We start from the raw sequence: 19520 nt of genomic DNA on the forward strand, positions 1-19520 counted from the left end.
CCAGCCTGTCCGATACTCACATCATCCAAGGGTGACGTGCGAGGTCTGGTCATGCTGCCGATCCATCCCGGCCTTCTGCTTGAACGGGCGATCACAGCCCGCGGCTCCGACCCGGACCATTTTTACCGTGAAGCCCGCATGCCGCGGAAACTGCTGCGCATGGTTCTGAGTGGCGAAAGGCCGATTTCCTTTGGTCTGGCCATGCGGCTGGGACGGATTTTCGGCACTTCCCCCTGGGTCTGGATTGCGTTTCAGGAGCGGTTTGATAAAGCTCTCTGAATGACCGAGAGCATCGCCCCCCTCCCGCCCTTTCCCGCCTCACGCCCCCGCCGCCTGCGCCGTTCCGACTGGAGCCGCCGGCTGGTGGCTGAAAACCGCCTGAGCGTCGACGACCTGATCTGGCCGATCTTCGTTCACGACAGCAACACGAATGCGCCAATCCCTTCTATGCCCGGTGTCGAGCGACTGAGCATCGACAATGCCGTGGCCGCCGCGAAGGAAGCCGAAGCACTGGGCATTCCAGCCATCGCCCTGTTCCCCGCCACTGATCCCAAACTCAAGACCGACGATGGCCGCGAGGCCCACAACCCCGACAACGTGGTCTGCCGCACGGTCCGCGCCATCAAGGCCGCCACCACCAATCTCGGCGTGCTGTGCGACGTAGCGCTTGATCCCTATACATCGCATGGCCATGACGGCCTGCTGAAGGATGGCCAGATCCTCAACGACGAAACAGTGGATGCCCTGGTGCAGCAGGCCCTGGTACAGGTACGCGCCGGCTGTGACATCATTGCGCCATCCGACATGATGGATGGCCGCATCGGCGCAATCCGTAATGCGCTGGAGCGCGAGAAACTGCAGCATGTGCAACTGATGGCCTACGCCGCGAAATACGCCTCGGCCTTCTACGGCCCGTTCCGCGATGCAGTCGGTTCAGCCGTCAATCTGGGCGTGGGCGACAAGCGCACCTACCAGATGAACCCGGCCAATGGCGACGAGGCCCTGCGCGAGGTGGCGCTCGACATCGCCGAAGGCGCCGACATGGTGATGGTCAAGCCCGGCATGCCCTATCTGGATATCTGCTGGCGCGTGAAACAGGCCTTCCGCCTGCCGACCTATGCCTATCAGGTGTCGGGTGAATACGCGATGCTGGCTGGTGCTGCCGAACGCGGCTGGCTGGATCGCAGCCGCGTCGCCCATGAAAGCCTGCTCGCCTTCAAGCGGGCCGGCTGCGACGGCGTGCTGACTTACTTCGCCCGCGATATCGCCCGCATGCTGGCCGAGGGCAAATAGCCCCCCGGCCGACACGCGATTCCGCATCAGTATTTTTTGGTCTTGGAGGCTTCCAGCCGTGCGATCAGGCTGGATGTATCCCAGCGGTTGCCGCCCATCTGCTGCACTTCGGCATAGAACTGGTCCACCAGTGCTGTCACCGGCAGGCTGGCGCCATTGCGGCGCGCTTCGGCCAGGCAGATGCCGAGATCCTTGCGCATCCAGTCGACGGCGAAACCATAGTCGAATTTGCCTTCGATCATGGTCTTGTGGCGGTTATCCATCTGCCATGAGCCCGCTGCGCCCTTCGAAATCACTTCCACCGCCTTCACCAGGTCGAGACCCGCCGACCGGCCGAAGGCCAGGGCTTCCGCAAGCCCCTGCACCAGACCGGCGATACAGATCTGGTTCATCATCTTGGTGAGCTGGCCGCTGCCCGGACCGCCCAGCAGGTTCTGCATTTTGGCATAGGCCTGGATCACTGGCTTGATCCTCTCGTAATCGGCAACGTCACCACCGCACATGATGGTGAGCTGGCCATTCTCGGCGCCGGCCTGGCCGCCGGAAACCGGAGCATCGATAAAGCCGAAACCGGCCGCCTTCGCTTTGGCGTGCAATTCGCGGGCGACATCCGCCGAAGCCGTGGTGTGATCGACGAAGATCGCCCCCTTGGCCATACCAGCGAAAGCCCCGCTGTCGCCATAAACCACCGATCGCAGATCATCGTCATTGCCGACACAGGCCATGACGTATTCGGCCCCGGCAGCGGCATCCTTCGGGCTGGCTGCCTTCTGGCCCTTGTGCTGGGCAACCCAGCGATCGGCTTTTTCGCCCGACCGGTTCCAGACCGTGACCGTATGACCCGCTTTCACCAGATGCCCGGCCATGGGATACCCCATCACGCCCAGGCCGATAAATGCCACCTTCGCCATGCCGCCTCCCCTAAAAATCATGGTAAATGAAGCAGTTATGGTTAACTGCAACTTTCGATGAAGTCTGCACCAAGCCTGCCATCGGGGCAATCATCTCAATTAACACGACTACCGAGACCATTCTGACTCCCCAAACAATTAGCGCTTGCAAAGTCATGATTTTTATAGTAAACACAAAATTGAGTAACCATATTTGGCGTGGGAGAAGCCCATTATGCCGCTCGAGACCATCGGCAGTTTCGCCGTGGCGGGCAGCAGCGGTGCGATAGCCCGCAGCGCCCGCACAGTAGTAGATACTGATTACTCGACCGCTGCTGATGACCTTACCGGTTTTTCGGCCTTTTCGGCGCGTGCCGATGGCAAGGAAAACAGCGTCATCACCATTCCCTCCCCATCCCGCAACGTCGCCGCCTATCTGAGTCCCTTCATCCGGCTCGATCTGGTGACGCGCCTGGCCATCGTCGAAATCCGCAACAGCGAAACCGGCGAAGTGCAGCAGCAGTATCCCAGCCCCCGTGTGGTGCGCGAATATCAGCAGAACCAGATCGAGGCCTCGGAACTCAAGCTGTTGTTCGGAAATGGCAACCAGGAAACTGAAAAGGCTCCTGTCCAGCCGGCCACTTTCGATACGACGGATAACGGCAGCAGCGAGGCAAGCAGTTCCGCTGCTCCCGCGCCGGCGCAGCAGACTGCGCCCGTGCCCGTGCCGACCCCTGCCCCTGCCAAGCCGGCCACCGCCCCCAGCACCAGCGCCGCTCTGGCGGCCTTCAGCAGCGTTCAGACCAGTCTGACTGGCAGCCGCGAGCTTGCCATTGCCTGAATTGCGCTGCCTGAATTAGGCGGCTGATTTTTCAATCCTGTAAATCATTTGCGAATCTGTTAAGTCTGCTCGTGCCTTAACGCCGAGCGGGGATTGATGCGCTGGTTCCTCCGTATTTTTGCCGGACTGCTTCTGCTGGCGGTCGCTGCCGCCATCATCCTGTATATTACGGCGCGTCTGTCGCTGCCCGATTACAACGCCAATGTCAAAGTCGCGCAGCCTTTGGCCGGCCCGATCGAGATTCTGCGCGACCGCCATGCGGTTGCTCATATCCGCGGTGCCAGCCGCGCCGACGCCGCCTTTGGGCTCGGTTATGCCCATGCGCAAGATCGCCTGTGGCAAATGGAAATACAGCGCCGCGTTGCCGCGGGCCGGCTGGCGGAAGTATTCGGTCAACAGGCTCTCAATACCGACAAGTTCATCCGCACACTCGGCATCCGTCGCAAAGCCGTGGCCGCCTTTGCGGCATTGCGACCTGAAACGCAGACCTATCTGCAGGCTTATGCCAATGGGGTGAACGCCTTTCTCGAAACCCGCTCCGGACCGCTGCCGCCGGAATTCTTGATCTTCGACATCACGCCTGAACCATGGGTGCCGGCAGATTCACTTGGCTGGCTGAAAATGATGGCCTGGGATCTGGGCGGAAACTGGGGTAGCGAGCTGGCACGGCTGGGATTAGCGCAGCGCCTGACCCCGCAACAGATCGAAGAATTCTACCCGCCGTATCCAGGCGATGCGCCGGTGGCGCTTGCCCATTTCAGCGATCTCTACCGCCAGGTGGCGGAAGCGATCGACATCGACCACTTGCAACAGATGCTGCCGCCACCACGGCCAGAGGGCCTGGGCTCGAACAACTGGGTGGTCAACGGCAAACGGACAGTCACCGGGCAACCGCTGCTGGCGAACGACCCGCATCTGGGCCTCACAACACCGGCGATTTGGTATTTTGCGCATATGGCCTCGCCGTCCGGGGCGACGATTGGCGCCACGTTACCCGGCGTGCCTGGAGTAATCCTCGGCCATAACGGCCGCGTGGCCTGGGGCTTCACCAATACCGGTCCCGACACGCAGGACCTTTACATCGAGAAGATCGATCCAGCCGACCCCACCCGATACATCACGCCCGAAGGCAGTGCGCCCTTCATCCTGCACGACGAGGTCATCAGGGTTCGCGGCAGCGATCCTGTTACCCTTTCGGTGCGTGAAACCCGCCATGGCCCGGTGATTTCCGACATTCACGATGCCTCGAAACGCCTGCTTCAACCGGGATATGTGCTGGCATTCTGCTGGACAGCTTTGCGCGACGACGACACCACGGCCGACGCCCTGACCGGCGTAGACACCATTGCCGACTGGGCCGGCTTCCTGAACAACTATCGCCGCTTCGTCTCTCCGCAGCAAAATATCGTCTATGCCGATCGCGAAGGAAATATAGGCTTCCTGGCACCGGGCCTCGTGCCGATCCGCAAGCCGGAAAACGATCTCAAGGGCCTGGCCCCGGCGCCTGGGTGGGATGCCCGATACGACTGGGCGGGCTTTATACCGTTCGATCAGCTTCCGCGCAGCTACAACCCATCGCAAGGCATGCTGGTCACGGCCAACCATAAGATCGTGCCCGACAGTTACCCCTATTTCATCACCTCGGAATGGGCCGAGCCCTTCCGGGCGCGGCGGATCGAGACCCTGTTGCGCGAACGCCCGGTCCATTCGGTGGAAAGCTTCAAACAGATCCAGGGCGACATCACATCCTTGATGGCCGCCGAAATCCTGCCCCTGCTGCTGGGTGCGCCGATCAAACCGGCCGCGCGAAATGCCGAGCTTCCCTCAGCCCATGCGATGCTGATGGGCTGGGACGGCACGATGGCGATCAGCCGCGCGGAACCCCTGATCTTCCAGGCATGGTATCGGGAGCTAACCCGGCTGGTCCTCGCCGACGAACTGGGAGAGGGCTTTGCATCCTTGTGGCGCCACCGCCCGATCCTGATGAAAAACATCCTCAGCAACACTGGCGGCCAGTCCCGTTGGTGCAACAATGTCGCTACCGGCGCAGCCACGCCCTGCTCTGCCTTGGTGGCAGAAGCCCTCGATCTTGCTCTCGATGATTTGAAGGCGCGTTACGGCTCGGATATCAGCCGCTGGCGCTGGGGCGACGCCCACCATACACGCGCTCCGCATCGGCCATTCAGCAACATCCCGGCCCTGCGGCGGTTTTTCGAAGTCGGCACGCCCAGTCCGGGCGACACATTTACGGTTAACGTCGGTCGGAATGACCTCGCCGACGACAAGGAACCCTATGCAAACCGCCATGCGGCCTCATTACGGGCGATTTACGATCTGGCCGACCTGAACCGCTCCCAGTTCATGCATTCGACGGGCCAGTCCGGGCATCCGCTTTCGCCGAATTACGGCAATTTTGCCGCCCCCTGGGCAGCCGTACAGTACATTCCGATGTCGCTGCGGCCGGCTGACATCGAAGCCGGGGCCCTGGGTCGGGTGCGCCTCGGAAACGAATAAAAATCGTTGCTTTTTCAATATTCTATTTACTCGCCGCATACGATAAAAAAGGTTGGGTTGACGTGTAGCCGGCCGAATCGCCGGCACACGGGCATGGAGAGTTGAGATGCTGATTATCATCGGCTCGATCATCGGTCTGGGCTGCGTGCTTGGCGGCTACATGGCCATGGGCGGCAAGCTGGGCGTGCTGTGGCAGCCGTTCGAATTGGTCATCATTGGCGGCGCCGGCGTAGGTGCCTTCGTGGTGGGCAATCCCAAGCCGGTTCTGAAAGCAGCCCTGAACGGTTTCAAGCTCTCGTTCAAAGGTCCGAAATACACCAAGGACGATTACCTCGAATTGCTGTCGATGATGTACAGCGTGTTCAAGCTTGCCAAAAGCAAGGGCATGCTCGCGCTCGAACAGCACATCGAAAAACCTGAAGAGAGCAAACTCTTCACTCAGTTCCCGAAATTCATGGCCGACCATCATGCCATGGACTTCCTCTGCGACTATCTGCGCCTGATGACCCTGGGCAGCGAAAACCCGCATGAGATGGAATCCCTGATGGACATGGAATTGGAAGTCCATCATCAGGAAGATCACCTGGCTCAGGCCGCGCTTACCGCCTTTGGCGAAAGCTTTCCGGCGCTGGGCATCGTGGCCGCCGTGCTCGGCGTTATCAAAACCATGGGCTCGATCAGCGAACCGCCGGAAGTGCTGGGCAAGCTGATCGGCGGCGCCCTGGTCGGCACCTTCCTCGGCATTCTGCTCTCTTACGGCATCGTTTCGCCGATCGCCGCCGCCTGCAAGGCCACGCAGGAACATGACCAGAAATACATGGCCTGCATGAAGGCCGGCCTGTTGGCGCACCTGCAGGGCTATGCCCCGGCGGTATCGGTGGAGTTCGCGCGCAAATCGCTGATGTCGAATGTGCGCCCGACCTTCTACGAGGTCGAGGAAGCGACCAGCAAAGTGCAGTCTGTATGATGAAGCGGAACGGTTGATCCATGGCCGCGAACGAGGGCGAACGCCCGATCATCGTCAAGAAGATCAAGAAGGCGGCACACGGCCATCATGGCGGCGCCTGGAAGGTGGCGTATGCCGACTTCGTGACGGCGATGATGGCCTTCTTCCTGCTGTTGTGGCTGTTGAACGTGACCACCGACGAGCAGAAGAAGGGCGTGGCCGACTATTTCTCGCCAGCCTCGGTCAGTCGCAGCCTGTCAGGCGCCGGCGGTGTGCTCGGCGGCCGCACCATCCTGGAAGATGGCGGCAAGATTTCGAGCTTTGGCCTGCCTACCGTGATTGTCGGCCCGTCGTCGGAAAAAAGCGATCAGGAAGACCAGCCGCAATACGACCAGAAATATCCCGATGCCCGTCAGCCGCCGCCAGCGGCAGGCACACGCGGCGACCGTTTCCAGGACCCTTCCATGTCGCAGACCGGCACTGGAGAGCAGGCCCAGATCGGCGACGGCCAACAGCAGCAACAGCTTTCCGATCTCCAGCAGATCGACGCCCAGGCCGCACGCGAGCGCCTGGCCCAGGTCGAGGCAGAGAACTTCCGCGAGGTTGAGGCGCAGATCCGTCAGGCCATCGCGAGCAATCCGCAGTTGGCCGAACTGTCGAAGCAGATCGTGTTCGACAACACGCCGGAAGGGTTCCGCATCCAGTTGGTCGACGAGGAGCAGTCCTCGATGTTCCCCTCGGGCAGCGCCGCGATGAACGACAAGACCCGCCGCCTGATGCAGCAGGTGGCCCAGGCCGTATCGAAACTGCCGAACAAGCTGGCGATCAGCGGCAATACCGACGCCCAGCCGTTCCGCGGCCAGGGCGCTTATTCGAACTGGGAGCTGTCTGCCGATCGCGCCAACGCGGCGCGGCGCGCCATGATCGAGGCCGGCGTGCCCACGGAACGTATCCGCCAGGTCACCGGCAATGCCGACCAGGACCTGCTGATCAAGGACAACCCGCTTGATCCCCGCAACCGCCGTATTGCCATCCTGCTGCTGAGCGACGCCCAGAAGGCCGCCGAGGCTGGCAACAATGCCGGCAATGCCGCACGGCCGCAGGCTGTGCCCGGCGTGCTGCGCAATCCGCCGCCGCCGCCGCCGCCGCCACCGGGCTTAAGCGGCCCGGGACCAGCGAATGGCGCCATTCGCATTCTGCCCACACGCTGATGTCAGACAGCGGCTCCCCACGCGACCTGGTTCCCGAACCGGCCTATATTCCGGTCGGCCAGTTTTATGACGATCCGGCGCTGTTCGCCGGCGTCACCGGACGGCGGTTATTCGCCTATCTCGTCGACCTTGCCGTCCTGGCCGGGATTCTGATCGTCTACAAGATCATGCTCGGCTTGCTTACCGTGATCAGCTTTGGCTTGCTGACGCCGCTGCTGGTCCTGATCGGCGCGGCTGTCCCGGTTGCCTATCACACGCTCACGATTGGCGGCGCGGCCTCGGCCACATTGGGCATGCGCCTGTTCGGGCTGGAAGTCCGGGTCTGGAATGGCGGCAAACCGGGATACCTGCAGGCCCTGCTACATACTGCGGTGTTTTATGTCACCGTCAGTTTCACCGGCGGCCTGATCCTGCTCTGGGCCCTGTTCAATAATCGCGGCCGCTGCCTGCACGACATTCTGTGCGGCACCCTGGTCATTCGGAGGCCGGCGGGCGGGTGAAACGTAGAATCCCCCTCCCCAAGCCGGCTATTTATACTAAGCTCTACCTGACGCTTCAGCGACGGACTGCACCGTGAAACATCGCCTGCAGATACCTTTAAGGCATTTCTTTGCCACGCCACCCACCCCCTGCCCGTATCTGCCGGGCAGGCTGGAACGCAAGGTGGTGACGCTGCTTGCCGGGGAAGACCCCGACGGGCTTCACAATGCGTTGAGCCAGGCAGGCTTTCGCCGCAGCCAGGACCTGGCCTATCGGCCGGCCTGCGAGAACTGCAATGCCTGTGTTCCGGTGCGTGTGCCCGTTGCCGATTTCCAGCCCTCTGCCTCGCAGCAAAGAATCCTGAAACGCAATGCCGGTATCCTGACCCGCCGCCTGCCAGCCTATGCAACCCGCGAGCATTATCAGGTCTTCCGCCGCTACGTGACCGCCCGCCATGACGGCGGCGGGATGGCCGACATGGAATTCGCCGATTACCGGGCCATGGTGGAAGACAGTCCGGTGCGAAGCGGCCTGACCGAGTTCCGCTGCCCGGATGGCCGTCTGTTCGGCATCTGCCTGATCGACGAGATGAGCGATGGCATATCGCTGGTCTACAGCTTTTTTGACCCTGAATTCGAACGCCGCAGCCCGGGCAGCTACATCATCCTCTGGCATATCGCCAATGCCCTCGAGCTGGGGCTGCCCTATGTCTATCTCGGCTACTGGATCGCCGAGAGCCGCAAAATGGCCTACAAAAGCCAGTTCAGCCCTTTAGAGGCTTTGTATCCGGAGGGCTGGCGCCCCCTGGATCCGGATGCGCCCGCACAGGCCCAGTTGGCTCCGGATACGCCGGTTATCCCTGCCTAAGTCGAAAAGACTGTTTCTTGCGCGACGCTGCTGCCGGGGGTATTTTCCGCGCACCGTATGCGGATTCTCCGTATACTTCGTTCGCGAACCGGGCCACCCAGACACCGGCCGCAAGCCTCTAGGGAGACATATACATGCTTCGTCGTAAGTTTCTGAAAGGCGCTGCTATCGCCGGCGCCGGCAGCATTGGCGCCGCCGCCAGCTTCCCCGCTCCAGCCATCGCCCAGAGCATGCCGGAAGTGAAATGGCGTCTGCCGACCAGCTTTCCGAAGAGCCTGGACACCATCTACGGCGGCTCGGAATTTGTCGCCAAGCGCGTCGCTGAGCTGACCGACAACAAGTTCCAGATCCGCGCCTTCGCCGGCGGCGAAATCGTCCCGGCACTGCAGGTCCTGGATGCCGTGCAGAACGGCACCGTCGAGGCGGGCTACACCGTCAGCTACTACTATGTCGGCAAGGACCCGACCTTTGCCTTCGACGCCTGCATGCCTTTCGGCCTGAACGTTCGCCAGCAGCAGTCCTGGCAGCGCTTCGGCGGCGGTCTCGAGCTGACCCGCGAGTTCCTGAAGGATTACAACATCATCCAGTTCCCCGCGGGCAACACCGGCACGCAGATGGGCGGCTGGTTCCGCAAGGAGATCAAGACCGTCGAGGATCTGAAAGGCCTGAAGTTCCGCATCGCGGGCATCGCCGGCCAGATCCTGACCAAGCTGGGCGTCGTACCGCAGCAGATCGGCGGCGGCGACATCTACCCGGCGCTGGAAAAGGGCACCATCGATGCGGCCGAGTGGGTCGGTCCGTATGATGACGAGAAGCTCGGCTTCAACAAGGTTGCCAAGTACTACTACTATCCCGGCTGGTGGGAAGGTGGCCCGCAGGTTTCGCTGTATGTGAACCTTGAACAGTGGAACAAGCTGCCGAAGATGTATCAGGCTGCGCTGGAAACCGCTTCGGCCGAAGCCTGCCAGTGGATGCTGGGCAAGTACGACGCCCAGAACCCGGTCGCCCTGCGCAAGCTGGTTGCCAGCGGCACGCAACTGCGTCCGTTCCCGCGTCCGGTGATGGAAGCCTGCTTCGATGCGGCAAACGAGCTCTATGCCGAGATCGCCGCCGCCAATCCGAAGTTCAAGAAGATCTATGAACCGTGGAAGAAGTATCGCGACGAGCAGCTGCTGTGGTTCCGTGTCGCTGAAGGCACCTTCGACAGCTTCATGACCGCGGCCAGCCAGCGCAAGAAGGCCCCCGCCAAGAAGGGCTGATTTGCACTTCGGAATATCCGTGCACTGAATTCAGTATACAGCCTATTAGAAAGCCCCGCCCTGCGGGGCTTTCTTTTTATCGGCGTTGTTTTTCCCCTGACCAATCCCGTAATCTCGCCGCAACGTTCATCACAGCACGAGTCTGCGAGGGCGTTCGGCAGCGGGCCGCAGAGTCCGGCCCGTCAGTCGAAAACATACACAGGGAGATAACAAACAATGCAGCGACGTAAGTTCCTCAAAGGCGCCGCCCTGGCGGGCGCCGGCAGCATCGGTGTTGCCGCCAGTTTTCCTGCTCCGGCCCTCGCCCAGGGCATGCCGGAAATCAAATGGCGCATGACCTCCAGCTTCCCGAAAAGCCTGGACACCATCTACGGCGGCGCCGAAGTGGTGGCCAAGCGCGTGGAAGCGGCAACGGGCGGCAAGTTCCAGATCCGCGTTTTCGCCGCCGGTGAAATCGTTCCCGGCCTGCAGGTCGTGGACGCCGTGCAGAACGGCACCGTCGAATGCGGTCATACCGCCAACTACTACTATGTCGGCAAGGATCCCACCTTTGCCTTCGACACCGCCCTGCCTTTTGGCCTCAACGCCCGTCAGCAGGCTGCCTGGATGTATCACGGCGGTGGCCGCGAGCTGATGAACGAGTTCTTCAAGGACTATAACTGCCATGGCATTCCGGCAGGCAACACCGGCACGCAGATGGGCGGCTGGTTCCGCAAGGAAATCAAGACCGTCGAGGATCTCGCCGGCCTGAAGTTCCGCATCGGCGGCTTTGCCGGCCAGATCATGGCGCGCCTTGGCGCGGTGCCGCAGCAGATCGCCGGCGGCGACATCTACCCGGCGCTGGAAAAGGGCACCATCGATGCGGCCGAATGGATCGGCCCGTATGACGATGAGAAGCTCGGCTTCAACAAGGTGGCCAAGTACTATTACTATCCCGGCTTCTGGGAAGGTGGTCCGCAGCTCTCCGTTATGGTCAATCTCGAGCAGTGGGCCAAGCTGCCGAAGGAATACCAGAACATTCTCGAGGCGGCCTGCGCCGAGGCGAATGGCTGGATGGTGTCGAAATACGATGCGGTCAATCCGGCGGCCCTGCGCAAACTGGTGGCCGGCGGCACCCAGCTGCGCGCCTTCTCGCGGCCGATCATGGAAGCGGCATTCAACGCCGCCAACGAGGTCTACGCCGAAACCGCAGCCAAGAACGCGAAGTTCAAGAAGATCTACGACAGCTGGGCAAAGTTCCGCGACGAAGAGATTCTGTGGTGGCGGGTGGCCGAGAACACCTTCGACAACTTCATGATCGCTGCTTCGCAGAAGAAGAAACCCGCTCCGGCCAAGAAGGGCTGAAGCATCTGAGGAAAGGCCCCGGCAGGGGCCTTTCTTTTTTGGCAAAGAAAAATGGCCGGCCCTCTGGGCCGGCCATTCTTTTTGCCGGATCCGTCGCCGCGCTTATTTCGGCGCGTTGGGATCCTCTTCCTGTTCACCGAAATCAGGGGTGTCTTCTTCCGTCTCACCGGCCTCGGGCTCTTCCCCTGGCGTCTCGGATTCCGCTGCCGGATCACCACCGTAATTGGGCGATTCGATCTGCAGCTGCATCTGGACTTCGCTTTCGTTCAGAACCGGTCCGCGATCCAGCATCGAGGTGACCATCTCCGGGAAAGCGATCACGAGGCCAACCATGATGATCTGGATGCACACGAATGGCACCGCGCCCCAGTAGATCTGGCCCGTGGTGATCTTCGGGATCAGCTTGCCGGTCACCTTGTCGATGTAATCGGCCACTGGCGCGACGCTGCGCAGATAGAACAGCGCGAAACCGAAAGGCGGATGCATGAACGAGGTCTGCATGTTGACGCCCAGCAGAACGCCGAACCAGATCAGGTCGATACCCAGTTTTTCCGCCGCCGGGCCAAGCAGCGGCACGACGATGAAGGCCAGCTCGAAGAAATCGAGGAAGAAGGCCAGCACGAACACCATGATGTTGACGACGATCAGGAAGCCCAGCTGGCCGCCCGGCAGACTGGTCAGCAGATGCTCCACCCACAGGTCGCCGTTCACGGCACGGAAAGTCAGGCCGAACACGGTGGAACCGATCAGGATGAAGATCACGAAGGCCGACAGCTTGGCCGTGGTATCCATCGCCTGGCGCAGCAGCGACCAGTCCAGCTTGCGCTTCATCAGCGCCAGGATCAGCGCGCCGGCAGCGCCCATAGCGCCACCTTCGGTGGGGGTCGCAACGCCGATAAAGATCGTGCCCAGAACCAGGAAGATCAGCACAAGCGGCGGCACCAGCGACACGCAGACCCGGATCGCAAGCTGCATGCCACGCAGCGAACGGGCCTCCGGTGGCAGGGCCGGTGCGGCATCCTTGTTGATCATGGAGATGATGAACACGTAACCGGCATACAGGGCCGCCAGGATCAGCCCCGGAATCATCGCACCGGCATACATGTCGCCGACCGAACGGCCGAGCTGGTCGGCCATCACGATCAGCACCAGGCTGGGCGGGATGATCTGTGCCAGCGTGCCGGATGCGGCAATGACGCCGGAGGCCAACCGACGATCATATCCATACCGCAGCATGATCGGCAGCGAGATCAGGCCCATCGAAATCACCGAGGCGGCCACCACACCGGTGGTCGCCGCCAGCAGGGCGCCCACGAAGATCACCGCATAGGCCAGGCCGCCACGCATCGGGCCGAACAACTGCCCGATCGTGTCCAGCAGGTCTTCTGCCATGCCGGATCGTTCAAGGATCAGACCCATGAAGGTGAAGAACGGGATCGCCAGCAGCGTGTCGTTCCGCATGATGCCGAACACGCGTTCGGGCAGCGCCTGCATCAGGGCCGGCGTCAGCAGGCCAAGTTCGATGCCGATGAAGGCGAACAACAGGCCGTTGGCGGCCAAGGCGAAGGCAACCGGATAGCCAAACAGAAGGAAGAAAACCAGCACCACGAACATCAGTGGTGCCATGTTGTCAGTGAGGAACTGGATCATCGGTGATTACTCCGCCGGGCCTTCAACCGGACTATGGGCATCCTGTTTCTTCGGCGCCGGATTGGGGATCAGGCCCTGCAGGAACGCGATGCGTTTGATCAATTCGGAGATACCCTGCAAAACCAGCAGCAGGAATCCGGCGGGGATCAGCAGCTTCACCGGCCAGCGGATCAGGCCGCCTGCGTCGCTCGACATCTCGTGTCGAACGAAGGATTCGACCAGCACCGGCCAGGACAGGTACATGATGATGATCGAGATCGGCAGCAGGAACAGCACCGTGCCGATGATGTCGATCCAGATCAGGGTGCGCTCGGAAAACCGGCTGACGATCACGTCGATCCGGATATGCTCGTTGCGCAACAGCGTGTAGCCGGCGCAGAGCATGAAGATCGCCGAGAAGAGGTACCATTGCACCTCGAGCCAGGCATTCGAACTGGTGTGGAAGGCGTAACGGACGACCGCATTGCCCGAACTGATGATGACCGCTACCAGAACCGCCCAATAGACAAAGCGGCCGACAGCGCCATTCAAACCGTCGATCAGACGGCTGAGTGCCAGAAGGATATTCACTAGACCTCCCTACCCCGACACCTCCGGCCCTTGGGCCGCGAGATGGTAAAAAAGCACTTTGGCGGCAGCGAGTTACCCCCGCCACGCCTGCCGGTCAACCCACCGTGGGGAATGACCCTGTTTTTTATGCCCCCTGTTAAGGCGGCCCGGTTATAGCAGATTGCTCCCCTGATGCGAAATATTTGTTGGCCGGCGAATAGGTTACGAAAAAGTTATGCGACGTTTTCCGGGGTTTGCCCAAAAATCCGTCAGTCCGTGTCCGGAAAATTTAAGGCTTTTAAAACAATATGCTGGGAAACTGGTAGCGCACCTCGGGGTTGTGTCGCACTATCCGGAGACGCCATCACCGGACGCCAGAAAGGATCGTCTTTTTCGCCATGTGGCGCAGCGTCGTGAAACGAGCTTCCAAGCGGCCGGCTGAGCCAGACCTGGCGCCGACCCCGCGCGACCGCGAACGCGTCGACGGCATCATCAACAAGATATCGGAAGAAACGTTGCTGGTGTTCGACCTGCTGAAAGACGGCATGGTCAAAGAAGCCTCGTTCAAGACGGTTGAGGAAAGCATCACCCGGCATTGCATCCTCTCCACGTTCGAGCAGGTGCGCGCCGATGCATTCCGCGATGCGGCGGGGCTTGCCCGCCATCAGGCGCGCCGCTTTGCCGAAGCCGCCCTGGAAATGCCTGAGCCGCAGCAGAGACAGTTCGTGCTGTCTGTCTCGCAGGCGTTTGAGCGTTTTGCCAAACAGCTCCAGACCATTGAACAAAAAGCTCTGGCCGACAAACAACGCCGCGAAAAACAGGATTGATTACTGAGCGGGTCTTGCAAAAAGCGAGATGCCGCGCAAAGATTCGTCTCGCTACAAATTCTAGTACAAGCCGAACTCGTGGGGGAATAAATGGTGTTCGGAAATTTGTTCGGCTCGCGGGCCTATGCTTACGAAATCTATGTTCAGGTTGATGGCCGCTGGCGTCTGGACAAGCGTCTTGAAGGCGATTCCGGCATGACGCAGCATGCCAACGAGCAGATGGAAAAATCCGCCATCGCCCAGGCCAATGCCCTGCTGAACATGGGCGATTTCACCGCGGTGAAGATTCTGCGTTCTCGCGCCCGATCCGACGGCTTTGCGACCCAGACCGAGATCTTCAGCAAAACGGCGTCGGCAAAAGCCAAGGCGATGGTGACGCGCCCGTTCAAGGGCGTGTTCCCGGTTTGCGAGACCGTCTACGACCTGGCCCGCCGGCCCGCCGCCAAGGGCTTCAGCGCCACCTTCCGTGAATTCCTCGACAAACAGAACTCGACTGCCATCGAGTTGCTGCACTCGCCCCAGCACCAGCGCAAGCTGAACGATATGAGCAATTTCCTGCGTGCCGGGCTCTATGCCCTGGCCGGCGCGCAGACGCAGCCCGGCCTGCCCAGCCAGGCCGAGCGCAGCAAGAAGCTGGAAGCCCTGTTCGACAAGCTGCTCCAGCGCACGCGCGACGCGATGGCGGAGAAAAACCTGCCGCCATTTGAAAACAACGATTTTGCCAGACTTTACGAACGCCTGGCCGCGCGCATGCAGGATGACGAGATGCGCTTCACCTATTTTTTCCAGACCGCCAAGGTCACGCAGACCATGTCGAGCTATGCCGCGCGACTGGATATCATCCTGACCGACATGATCGACCGGCCTATGAATGGCAATGGCGCCCTGCTCGATGAACTGGCCGCAGCCTGCCTCGACTCAACGACGCTGATCCAGGATCTGCTCGGCTCACGGCCCGGTCTGGCGGAAGCCCTGATCGCTCTGGCCGATCTTTCCGCCGGCAAGCTTGCCATGCCGACCAAGCCCGACCCATTGCTTGAGAAGCTGAATCGCACACTCGGCGAAGGGCGGCTGCCCTTCTGCGCCGACACGATCTGGGAGCGCATCCTGTCCAACCTGAATTCGAAGGCCCTGCTCAGCAAGAACGAGCCCAAGAAGGAATGGCAGATGTCGCGCAACCTCAATCAGAAGCTGATGACGGTCGTGCCCGAGCATCACAAGGAAGCCGTCGAATACGCCGGCCGTATGCGCATCGAGCGCGCCCGCAACATGGAAAACTGAGCCAGGCGCGACTGGATCAGGATGCTCCTGATCCAGTCTGCGGCTTAGGCCTGACTTAACCTTGGGGCGGCAACTGGGCGCCGGTCGTATCGGCGCCATTCATGTCGGTATTGACCATCTTGGCGTCGGTGAGGTTGGCATTGATCAGCCGCGCCCGCGTCAGCTTGGCATCGATCAGGTTGGCGCCCTTCAGCAGGGCATCTGAGAAATCCGCTTCCGTTGCGTCCGCGGCCGCCAGGCTGGCCGACCAGAAACGGCCGATCGGCTTGCCATCGGGACCACGTAGCGGCACCTGGCCGAACTGCGCGCGCTGCAGGATCGCCTTGTGCAGGGTGGCGCGGGCGAGATTGGCGCCGTTGGCGAGTGCCCCGATCAGGTTCGCGCCGGTGAGATCGGCTTCCGACAGGTCGGTCATCACCAGATTGGCGTTCTGCAGCTTGGCGCCGGCCAGCTTGGCCCCTTTCAGGTTCGCGCCGCTGAGATCTTTGCCCGACAGGTCGATGCGTTCCATGTTCAGACCGGCGAGATCGGCACGCGAGCCTTCCTTGCCGTCGGTCTTGATCCACTTCTCGTGTTCCTGAAGGATATTCGCCACCGTATCGCCGAAGCTGGAAACATCGACGAACAGTTCGGCGCCCGCGAAATTGGCGGAATCCATATCGACATCTTCCAGGATCGCGCCCTTCAGGTCGGCGCCCTGGAAATCGGCGCCATCGATCAGCGCCAGCGACATGTCGACGCCGCGCAGGCAGGCACCCTTGAAATCGGCGCCGGCCAGGTTGGCCTTGCGCAGCGACACCTTGGTCAGGTTGGCGCGCGACAGGTTGGCGCCGGCCAGGTTGACGCCGTTCATGTTCGAGCCGGTCAGGTTGGAACCGCGCAGGTTGGCCTCGGCCAGGTCCGCGCCGCCGGTATTGGCCTTCGGCTTTTTGCCGCTGGCATCCTTGGCGCCGAAACCGACGCCATCGTCAGAAGCCTGCATCAGCGCGCCGCCGCGGAAATCCACGCCCATCAGGCGGGCGCCCGCAAGCGTGGCGCCGCGCATCGAAGCGCCGCGCAGATCGGCCTTGGACAGATCGGCGCGCGACAGGTCCGCCCGCTCCAGGTTGGCGGCGAACAGATCGGCTTCGGACAGATTGGTCTCGACCAGCACGGCGCGCGAGAGATTGGCGCCGGAAAGCTTGGCCGCCCGCAGGTCGGCGCCGCTGAAGTCGTAGCCCTGAAGATCGGCCAGAGAAAGATTCAGACGGGCTCCACGAGGACGCTTGAGCAGCCACTCTCTGTGGCGGCCGAGCATCCGTTCTACTTCCATCGGGTTCATTCTGACCCTTTACCCCCTCTAGCCTACTGACGGCGCCCCTGATATTCGGGTTATCCCTTTGCCGCATAAATATTCCATGAATTTTAATGCGTTTCCCCGGCCCGACGCAATGTTTCCCGCCGGCCCGGCGGCACGGATCGGTCGCGGGGGCCGCATGAGACTGAGGCGACAATTGTTTGAGACAGCCGACCAAACTTCATAGACTTAGCCTGCGTCTCTCCTCCCTTGGTATAGTCCAGCCATGACCGATCCAGCCAAACTGCAGGCCCTGCGCGCGAAGTTCGCCGACACAAAAGGTGGGGATATCTTCGACCCGGCCTTCCGCGCCGTGGCCGAGCAGCAGTTCAGCGATGGCGACCGGCGCAAATGGCCTTTCTCCGACGTCGCCACCCTCCTCGATGCCCCCTACCGGCCCGAGGCCGCCCAGAGCGAGGACTTCGCCAGCCTGGATTTCGCCCTGATCGGCCTGCCGATGGACCTGGGTGTGACGAATCGTGCCGGCGCCCGGCTGGGGCCACGGGCGGTGCGCGCGGTGGAACGCATCGGCCCCTATGAGCATGCCCTGAAGATGGCACCCTTTGCCGGCTGCAAGGCGGCCGATATCGGCGACGTACCGTTCCGCAGCCGCTTCAGCCTGGAAAGCTGCCACGAGGATATCGAAGCCTTCTACCAGCGCATCAAGGCCGCCGGGGTGATCCCGCTGTCGGTGGGCGGCGACCATTCGGTCACCTGGCCGATCCTCAAGGCCCTGGGCGCCGAGCGGCCCGTGGGCCTGGTGCATATCGATGCCCATTGCGACACGTCCGGGCCCTACGAGGGTTCGAAATTCCACCATGGCGGCCCCTTCCGCATGGCGGTGCTGGACGGCGTGCTGGACCCCGAACGCACCATCCAGATCGGCATCCGCGGCGGCGCCGAATACCTGTGGGAATTCTCCTACGAGTCCGGGATGACGGTGATCCATGCCGAGGAGGTCGCCGCGATGGGCATCCCGGCGGTGATCGCCAAGGCCCGCCAGGTGGTGGGCGACGGGCCGGTCTATGTCTCGTTCGACGTGGACGGCCTGGACCCCGCCTTCGCGCCGGGCACCGGCACGCCCGAGATCGGGGGCCTGAGCACGGCCGAGGCGCTGGCGATCCTGCGCGGCCTGATCGGCCTGGACGTGATCGGCGGCGACGTGGTGGAGGTGGCGCCGCAATATGACGGCACCACCAACACGGCGCAGGCCGGCGCGCAGATGCTGTTCACGATCTTCTGCCTTGCCCGCGCGGCCCAAGAAAAGCGCAAGGGGGAGAAGCGAAAGACGAAATAGAGATCAGCCGCGCCCGACGAAGGGCATCTTGGTGGCCATCACCGTCATGAACAGCACGTTGGCATCCAGCGGCAGGCTGGCCATGTGCACCACGGCATTGGCGACATGCTCGACATCCATGCGTGGTTCGGCCCGGGTGGAGCCGTCGGGCTGCAGCACGCCGGCCTTCATGCGCTCGGTCATTTCCGTCGCCGCGTTGCCGATGTCGATCTGGCCCACGGCGATGTCGTAGGCACGGCCATCGAGCGAGCTGGCCTTGGTGAGGCCGGAGATGGCGTGCTTGGTGGCGGTATAGGGCGCCGAGAACGGGCGCGGCGCATAGGCCGAGATCGAGCCGTTGTTGATGATGCGGCCGCCGCGCGGGGTCTGGTCCTTCATGATGCGGAAGGCTTCCTGGGTGCACAGGAATGGCCCGGTGAGATTGACGTCCACCACCGCCTTCCACTGCTCATACGACAGGTCTTCCAGCGGCATGGCCGGCGTGCCCATGCCGGCATTGTTGAACAGCACGTCCAGGCGGCCGAAAGCCTGCTTGGTCTTGGCGAACAGCGCCTTCACCTGGGCATGGTCGCCCACATCGGTAGCGACGGCCACGGCACGCGCGCCCAGGGCCTCGGCCTCGCGGGCCGCCTGCTGCAGCGGCTCCAGCCGCCGGCCGGCCAGCACCACGCTGTAGCCGGCTTTTGCCAGCGCCAGCGCCGACGCCTTGCCGATGCCGGTGCCCGCGCCGGTGATCAGGGCGACCTTGGTGGTGGTCATCTTCTGGTTTCCTCCAAACTTTTAATCCGGGTGCCTACCATACCCGTCCGCCTGCGTCAGGAAAGCGCCGGAACGGAACTCTGCCGGCGAACCATATGGATCGCGCATTTTGTTTGCCGTTGTGCGGCACGTTTTCAGCCGGTTTGCGTTGTTTTGCGATGGTTTTGATGTGTTAA

Annotated in this window: 18 protein-coding genes; 13 read left to right on the forward strand and 5 right to left on the reverse strand. The window is 61.9% G+C overall.

Annotation, left to right across the window (positions count from 1 at the left end; genetic code table 11):
• Nucleotides 1–51: 51 nt before the first annotated feature.
• Together ACE3OO_RS18180 and hemB are read left to right on the forward strand one after the other, a co-directional pair.
• On the forward strand, nucleotides 52–279 hold the full coding sequence (locus tag ACE3OO_RS18180; RefSeq protein WP_374305053.1) for a transcriptional regulator: 228 nt from the start codon (nucleotides 52–54) through the stop codon (nucleotides 277–279).
• The gene (gene hemB, locus ACE3OO_RS18185) at nucleotides 280–1293 is read left to right on the forward strand and encodes a porphobilinogen synthase (protein WP_374305055.1); all 1014 of its coding nucleotides are present in this window, start codon (nucleotides 280–282) and stop codon (nucleotides 1291–1293) included.
• 26 nt (nucleotides 1294–1319) lie between these two features.
• Here hemB and ACE3OO_RS18190 read toward each other — a convergent pair whose 3' ends face one another.
• Nucleotides 1320–2204, reverse strand: a complete 885-nt coding sequence (locus ACE3OO_RS18190) for an NAD(P)-dependent oxidoreductase (protein ID WP_374305057.1) — start codon at nucleotides 2202–2204, stop codon at nucleotides 1320–1322.
• 214 nt (nucleotides 2205–2418) lie between these two features.
• Here ACE3OO_RS18190 and ACE3OO_RS18195 point away from each other — a divergent pair, with 214 nt between their 5' ends.
• From ACE3OO_RS18195 to ACE3OO_RS18230, 8 genes are all read left to right on the forward strand, one after another.
• A complete protein-coding gene (locus ACE3OO_RS18195) occupies nucleotides 2419–3024 on the forward strand; it encodes a hypothetical protein (protein WP_374305059.1) in 606 nt (201 codons plus the stop codon).
• 96 nt (nucleotides 3025–3120) lie between these two features.
• Nucleotides 3121–5538 (forward strand): penicillin acylase family protein, encoded by a 2418-nt coding sequence (locus ACE3OO_RS18200; RefSeq protein ID WP_374305061.1) that lies wholly within the window; start codon nucleotides 3121–3123, stop codon nucleotides 5536–5538.
• Nucleotides 5539–5644: 106 nt separating this feature from the next.
• Nucleotides 5645–6505, forward strand: a complete 861-nt coding sequence (motA, locus tag ACE3OO_RS18205; protein WP_374305063.1) for a flagellar motor stator protein MotA — start codon at nucleotides 5645–5647, stop codon at nucleotides 6503–6505.
• A 20-nt stretch (nucleotides 6506–6525) separates the two neighbouring features.
• Nucleotides 6526–7695 carry a flagellar motor protein MotB gene (locus ACE3OO_RS18210; RefSeq protein WP_374305065.1) on the forward strand — a complete coding sequence of 390 codons (1170 nt, stop codon included), beginning with the start codon at nucleotides 6526–6528 and terminating at the stop codon, nucleotides 7693–7695.
• On the forward strand, nucleotides 7695–8195 hold the full coding sequence (locus tag ACE3OO_RS18215) for an RDD family protein (RefSeq protein ID WP_374305067.1): 501 nt from the start codon (nucleotides 7695–7697) through the stop codon (nucleotides 8193–8195). The genes ACE3OO_RS18210 and ACE3OO_RS18215 overlap by 1 nt, the downstream gene beginning before the upstream one ends.
• Before the next feature lie 73 nt (nucleotides 8196–8268).
• On the forward strand, nucleotides 8269–9042 hold the full coding sequence (locus ACE3OO_RS18220; protein WP_374305069.1) for an arginyltransferase: 774 nt from the start codon (nucleotides 8269–8271) through the stop codon (nucleotides 9040–9042).
• 134 nt (nucleotides 9043–9176) lie between these two features.
• On the forward strand, nucleotides 9177–10301 hold the full coding sequence (locus tag ACE3OO_RS18225; protein WP_374305071.1) for a TRAP transporter substrate-binding protein: 1125 nt from the start codon (nucleotides 9177–9179) through the stop codon (nucleotides 10299–10301).
• Between the two features lie 216 nt (nucleotides 10302–10517).
• The gene (locus ACE3OO_RS18230; protein WP_374305073.1) at nucleotides 10518–11645 is read left to right on the forward strand and encodes a TRAP transporter substrate-binding protein; all 1128 of its coding nucleotides are present in this window, start codon (nucleotides 10518–10520) and stop codon (nucleotides 11643–11645) included.
• Between the two features lie 102 nt (nucleotides 11646–11747).
• Here the strand turns inward: ACE3OO_RS18230 and ACE3OO_RS18235 are convergent, their stop codons facing one another.
• Nucleotides 11748–13295: a TRAP transporter large permease subunit gene (locus tag ACE3OO_RS18235; RefSeq protein ID WP_374305075.1), complete on the reverse strand. Its 1548-nt coding sequence runs from the start codon at nucleotides 13293–13295 to the stop codon at nucleotides 11748–11750.
• Nucleotides 13296–13301: 6 nt separating this feature from the next.
• Nucleotides 13302–13865: a TRAP transporter small permease subunit gene (locus ACE3OO_RS18240; protein ID WP_374305077.1), complete on the reverse strand. Its 564-nt coding sequence runs from the start codon at nucleotides 13863–13865 to the stop codon at nucleotides 13302–13304.
• A gap of 377 nt (nucleotides 13866–14242) precedes the next feature.
• Here ACE3OO_RS18240 and ACE3OO_RS18245 point away from each other — a divergent pair, with 377 nt between their 5' ends.
• Together ACE3OO_RS18245 and ACE3OO_RS18250 are read left to right on the forward strand one after the other, a co-directional pair.
• On the forward strand, nucleotides 14243–14671 hold the full coding sequence (locus ACE3OO_RS18245) for a hypothetical protein (protein WP_374305080.1): 429 nt from the start codon (nucleotides 14243–14245) through the stop codon (nucleotides 14669–14671).
• A 90-nt stretch (nucleotides 14672–14761) separates the two neighbouring features.
• Nucleotides 14762–15952 carry a hypothetical protein gene (locus ACE3OO_RS18250; protein WP_374305082.1) on the forward strand — a complete coding sequence of 397 codons (1191 nt, stop codon included), beginning with the start codon at nucleotides 14762–14764 and terminating at the stop codon, nucleotides 15950–15952.
• Nucleotides 15953–16007: 55 nt separating this feature from the next.
• Here ACE3OO_RS18250 and ACE3OO_RS18255 read toward each other — a convergent pair whose 3' ends face one another.
• Nucleotides 16008–17264, reverse strand: a complete 1257-nt coding sequence (locus tag ACE3OO_RS18255) for a pentapeptide repeat-containing protein (protein WP_374305084.1) — start codon at nucleotides 17262–17264, stop codon at nucleotides 16008–16010.
• 250 nt (nucleotides 17265–17514) lie between these two features.
• Between ACE3OO_RS18255 and speB the strand changes: the two genes are divergently transcribed.
• Nucleotides 17515–18585, forward strand: a complete 1071-nt coding sequence (speB, locus tag ACE3OO_RS18260) for an agmatinase (RefSeq protein WP_374305086.1) — start codon at nucleotides 17515–17517, stop codon at nucleotides 18583–18585.
• Between the two features lie 3 nt (nucleotides 18586–18588).
• Here speB and ACE3OO_RS18265 read toward each other — a convergent pair whose 3' ends face one another.
• Nucleotides 18589–19344, reverse strand: coding sequence for an SDR family oxidoreductase (locus ACE3OO_RS18265; RefSeq protein WP_374305088.1), 756 nt, complete (start codon nucleotides 19342–19344; stop codon nucleotides 18589–18591).
• Nucleotides 19345–19520 lie beyond the last annotated feature (176 nt).

Source organism: Ferrovibrio sp., assembly GCF_041906005.1.
Taxonomy (GTDB): domain Bacteria; phylum Pseudomonadota; class Alphaproteobacteria; order Ferrovibrionales; family Ferrovibrionaceae; genus Ferrovibrio.

What these genes read in the sequence shown, in the direction of transcription:
- speB (WP_374305086.1), top strand. Translation starts at nt 17,515, where the DNA reads ATGACCGATCCAGCCAAACTGCAGGCCCTGCGCGCGAAGTTCGCCGAC.
- ACE3OO_RS18200 (WP_374305061.1), top strand. Translation starts at nt 3,121, where the DNA reads ATGCGCTGGTTCCTCCGTATTTTTGCCGGACTGCTTCTGCTGGCGGTC.
- ACE3OO_RS18265 (WP_374305088.1), bottom strand. Translation starts at nt 19,344, where the DNA reads ATGACCACCACCAAGGTCGCCCTGATCACCGGCGCGGGCACCGGCATC.
- ACE3OO_RS18255 (WP_374305084.1), bottom strand. Translation starts at nt 17,264, where the DNA reads ATGGAAGTAGAACGGATGCTCGGCCGCCACAGAGAGTGGCTGCTCAAG.
- ACE3OO_RS18225 (WP_374305071.1), top strand. Translation starts at nt 9,177, where the DNA reads ATGCTTCGTCGTAAGTTTCTGAAAGGCGCTGCTATCGCCGGCGCCGGC.
- ACE3OO_RS18245 (WP_374305080.1), top strand. Translation starts at nt 14,243, where the DNA reads ATGTGGCGCAGCGTCGTGAAACGAGCTTCCAAGCGGCCGGCTGAGCCA.
- ACE3OO_RS18180 (WP_374305053.1), top strand. Translation starts at nt 52, where the DNA reads ATGCTGCCGATCCATCCCGGCCTTCTGCTTGAACGGGCGATCACAGCC.
- ACE3OO_RS18195 (WP_374305059.1), top strand. Translation starts at nt 2,419, where the DNA reads ATGCCGCTCGAGACCATCGGCAGTTTCGCCGTGGCGGGCAGCAGCGGT.
- ACE3OO_RS18230 (WP_374305073.1), top strand. Translation starts at nt 10,518, where the DNA reads ATGCAGCGACGTAAGTTCCTCAAAGGCGCCGCCCTGGCGGGCGCCGGC.
- ACE3OO_RS18190 (WP_374305057.1), bottom strand. Translation starts at nt 2,204, where the DNA reads ATGGCGAAGGTGGCATTTATCGGCCTGGGCGTGATGGGGTATCCCATG.
- ACE3OO_RS18250 (WP_374305082.1), top strand. Translation starts at nt 14,762, where the DNA reads ATGGTGTTCGGAAATTTGTTCGGCTCGCGGGCCTATGCTTACGAAATC.
- ACE3OO_RS18210 (WP_374305065.1), top strand. Translation starts at nt 6,526, where the DNA reads ATGGCCGCGAACGAGGGCGAACGCCCGATCATCGTCAAGAAGATCAAG.
- motA (WP_374305063.1), top strand. Translation starts at nt 5,645, where the DNA reads ATGCTGATTATCATCGGCTCGATCATCGGTCTGGGCTGCGTGCTTGGC.
- hemB (WP_374305055.1), top strand. Translation starts at nt 280, where the DNA reads ATGACCGAGAGCATCGCCCCCCTCCCGCCCTTTCCCGCCTCACGCCCC.
- ACE3OO_RS18215 (WP_374305067.1), top strand. Translation starts at nt 7,695, where the DNA reads ATGTCAGACAGCGGCTCCCCACGCGACCTGGTTCCCGAACCGGCCTAT.
- ACE3OO_RS18235 (WP_374305075.1), bottom strand. Translation starts at nt 13,295, where the DNA reads ATGATCCAGTTCCTCACTGACAACATGGCACCACTGATGTTCGTGGTG.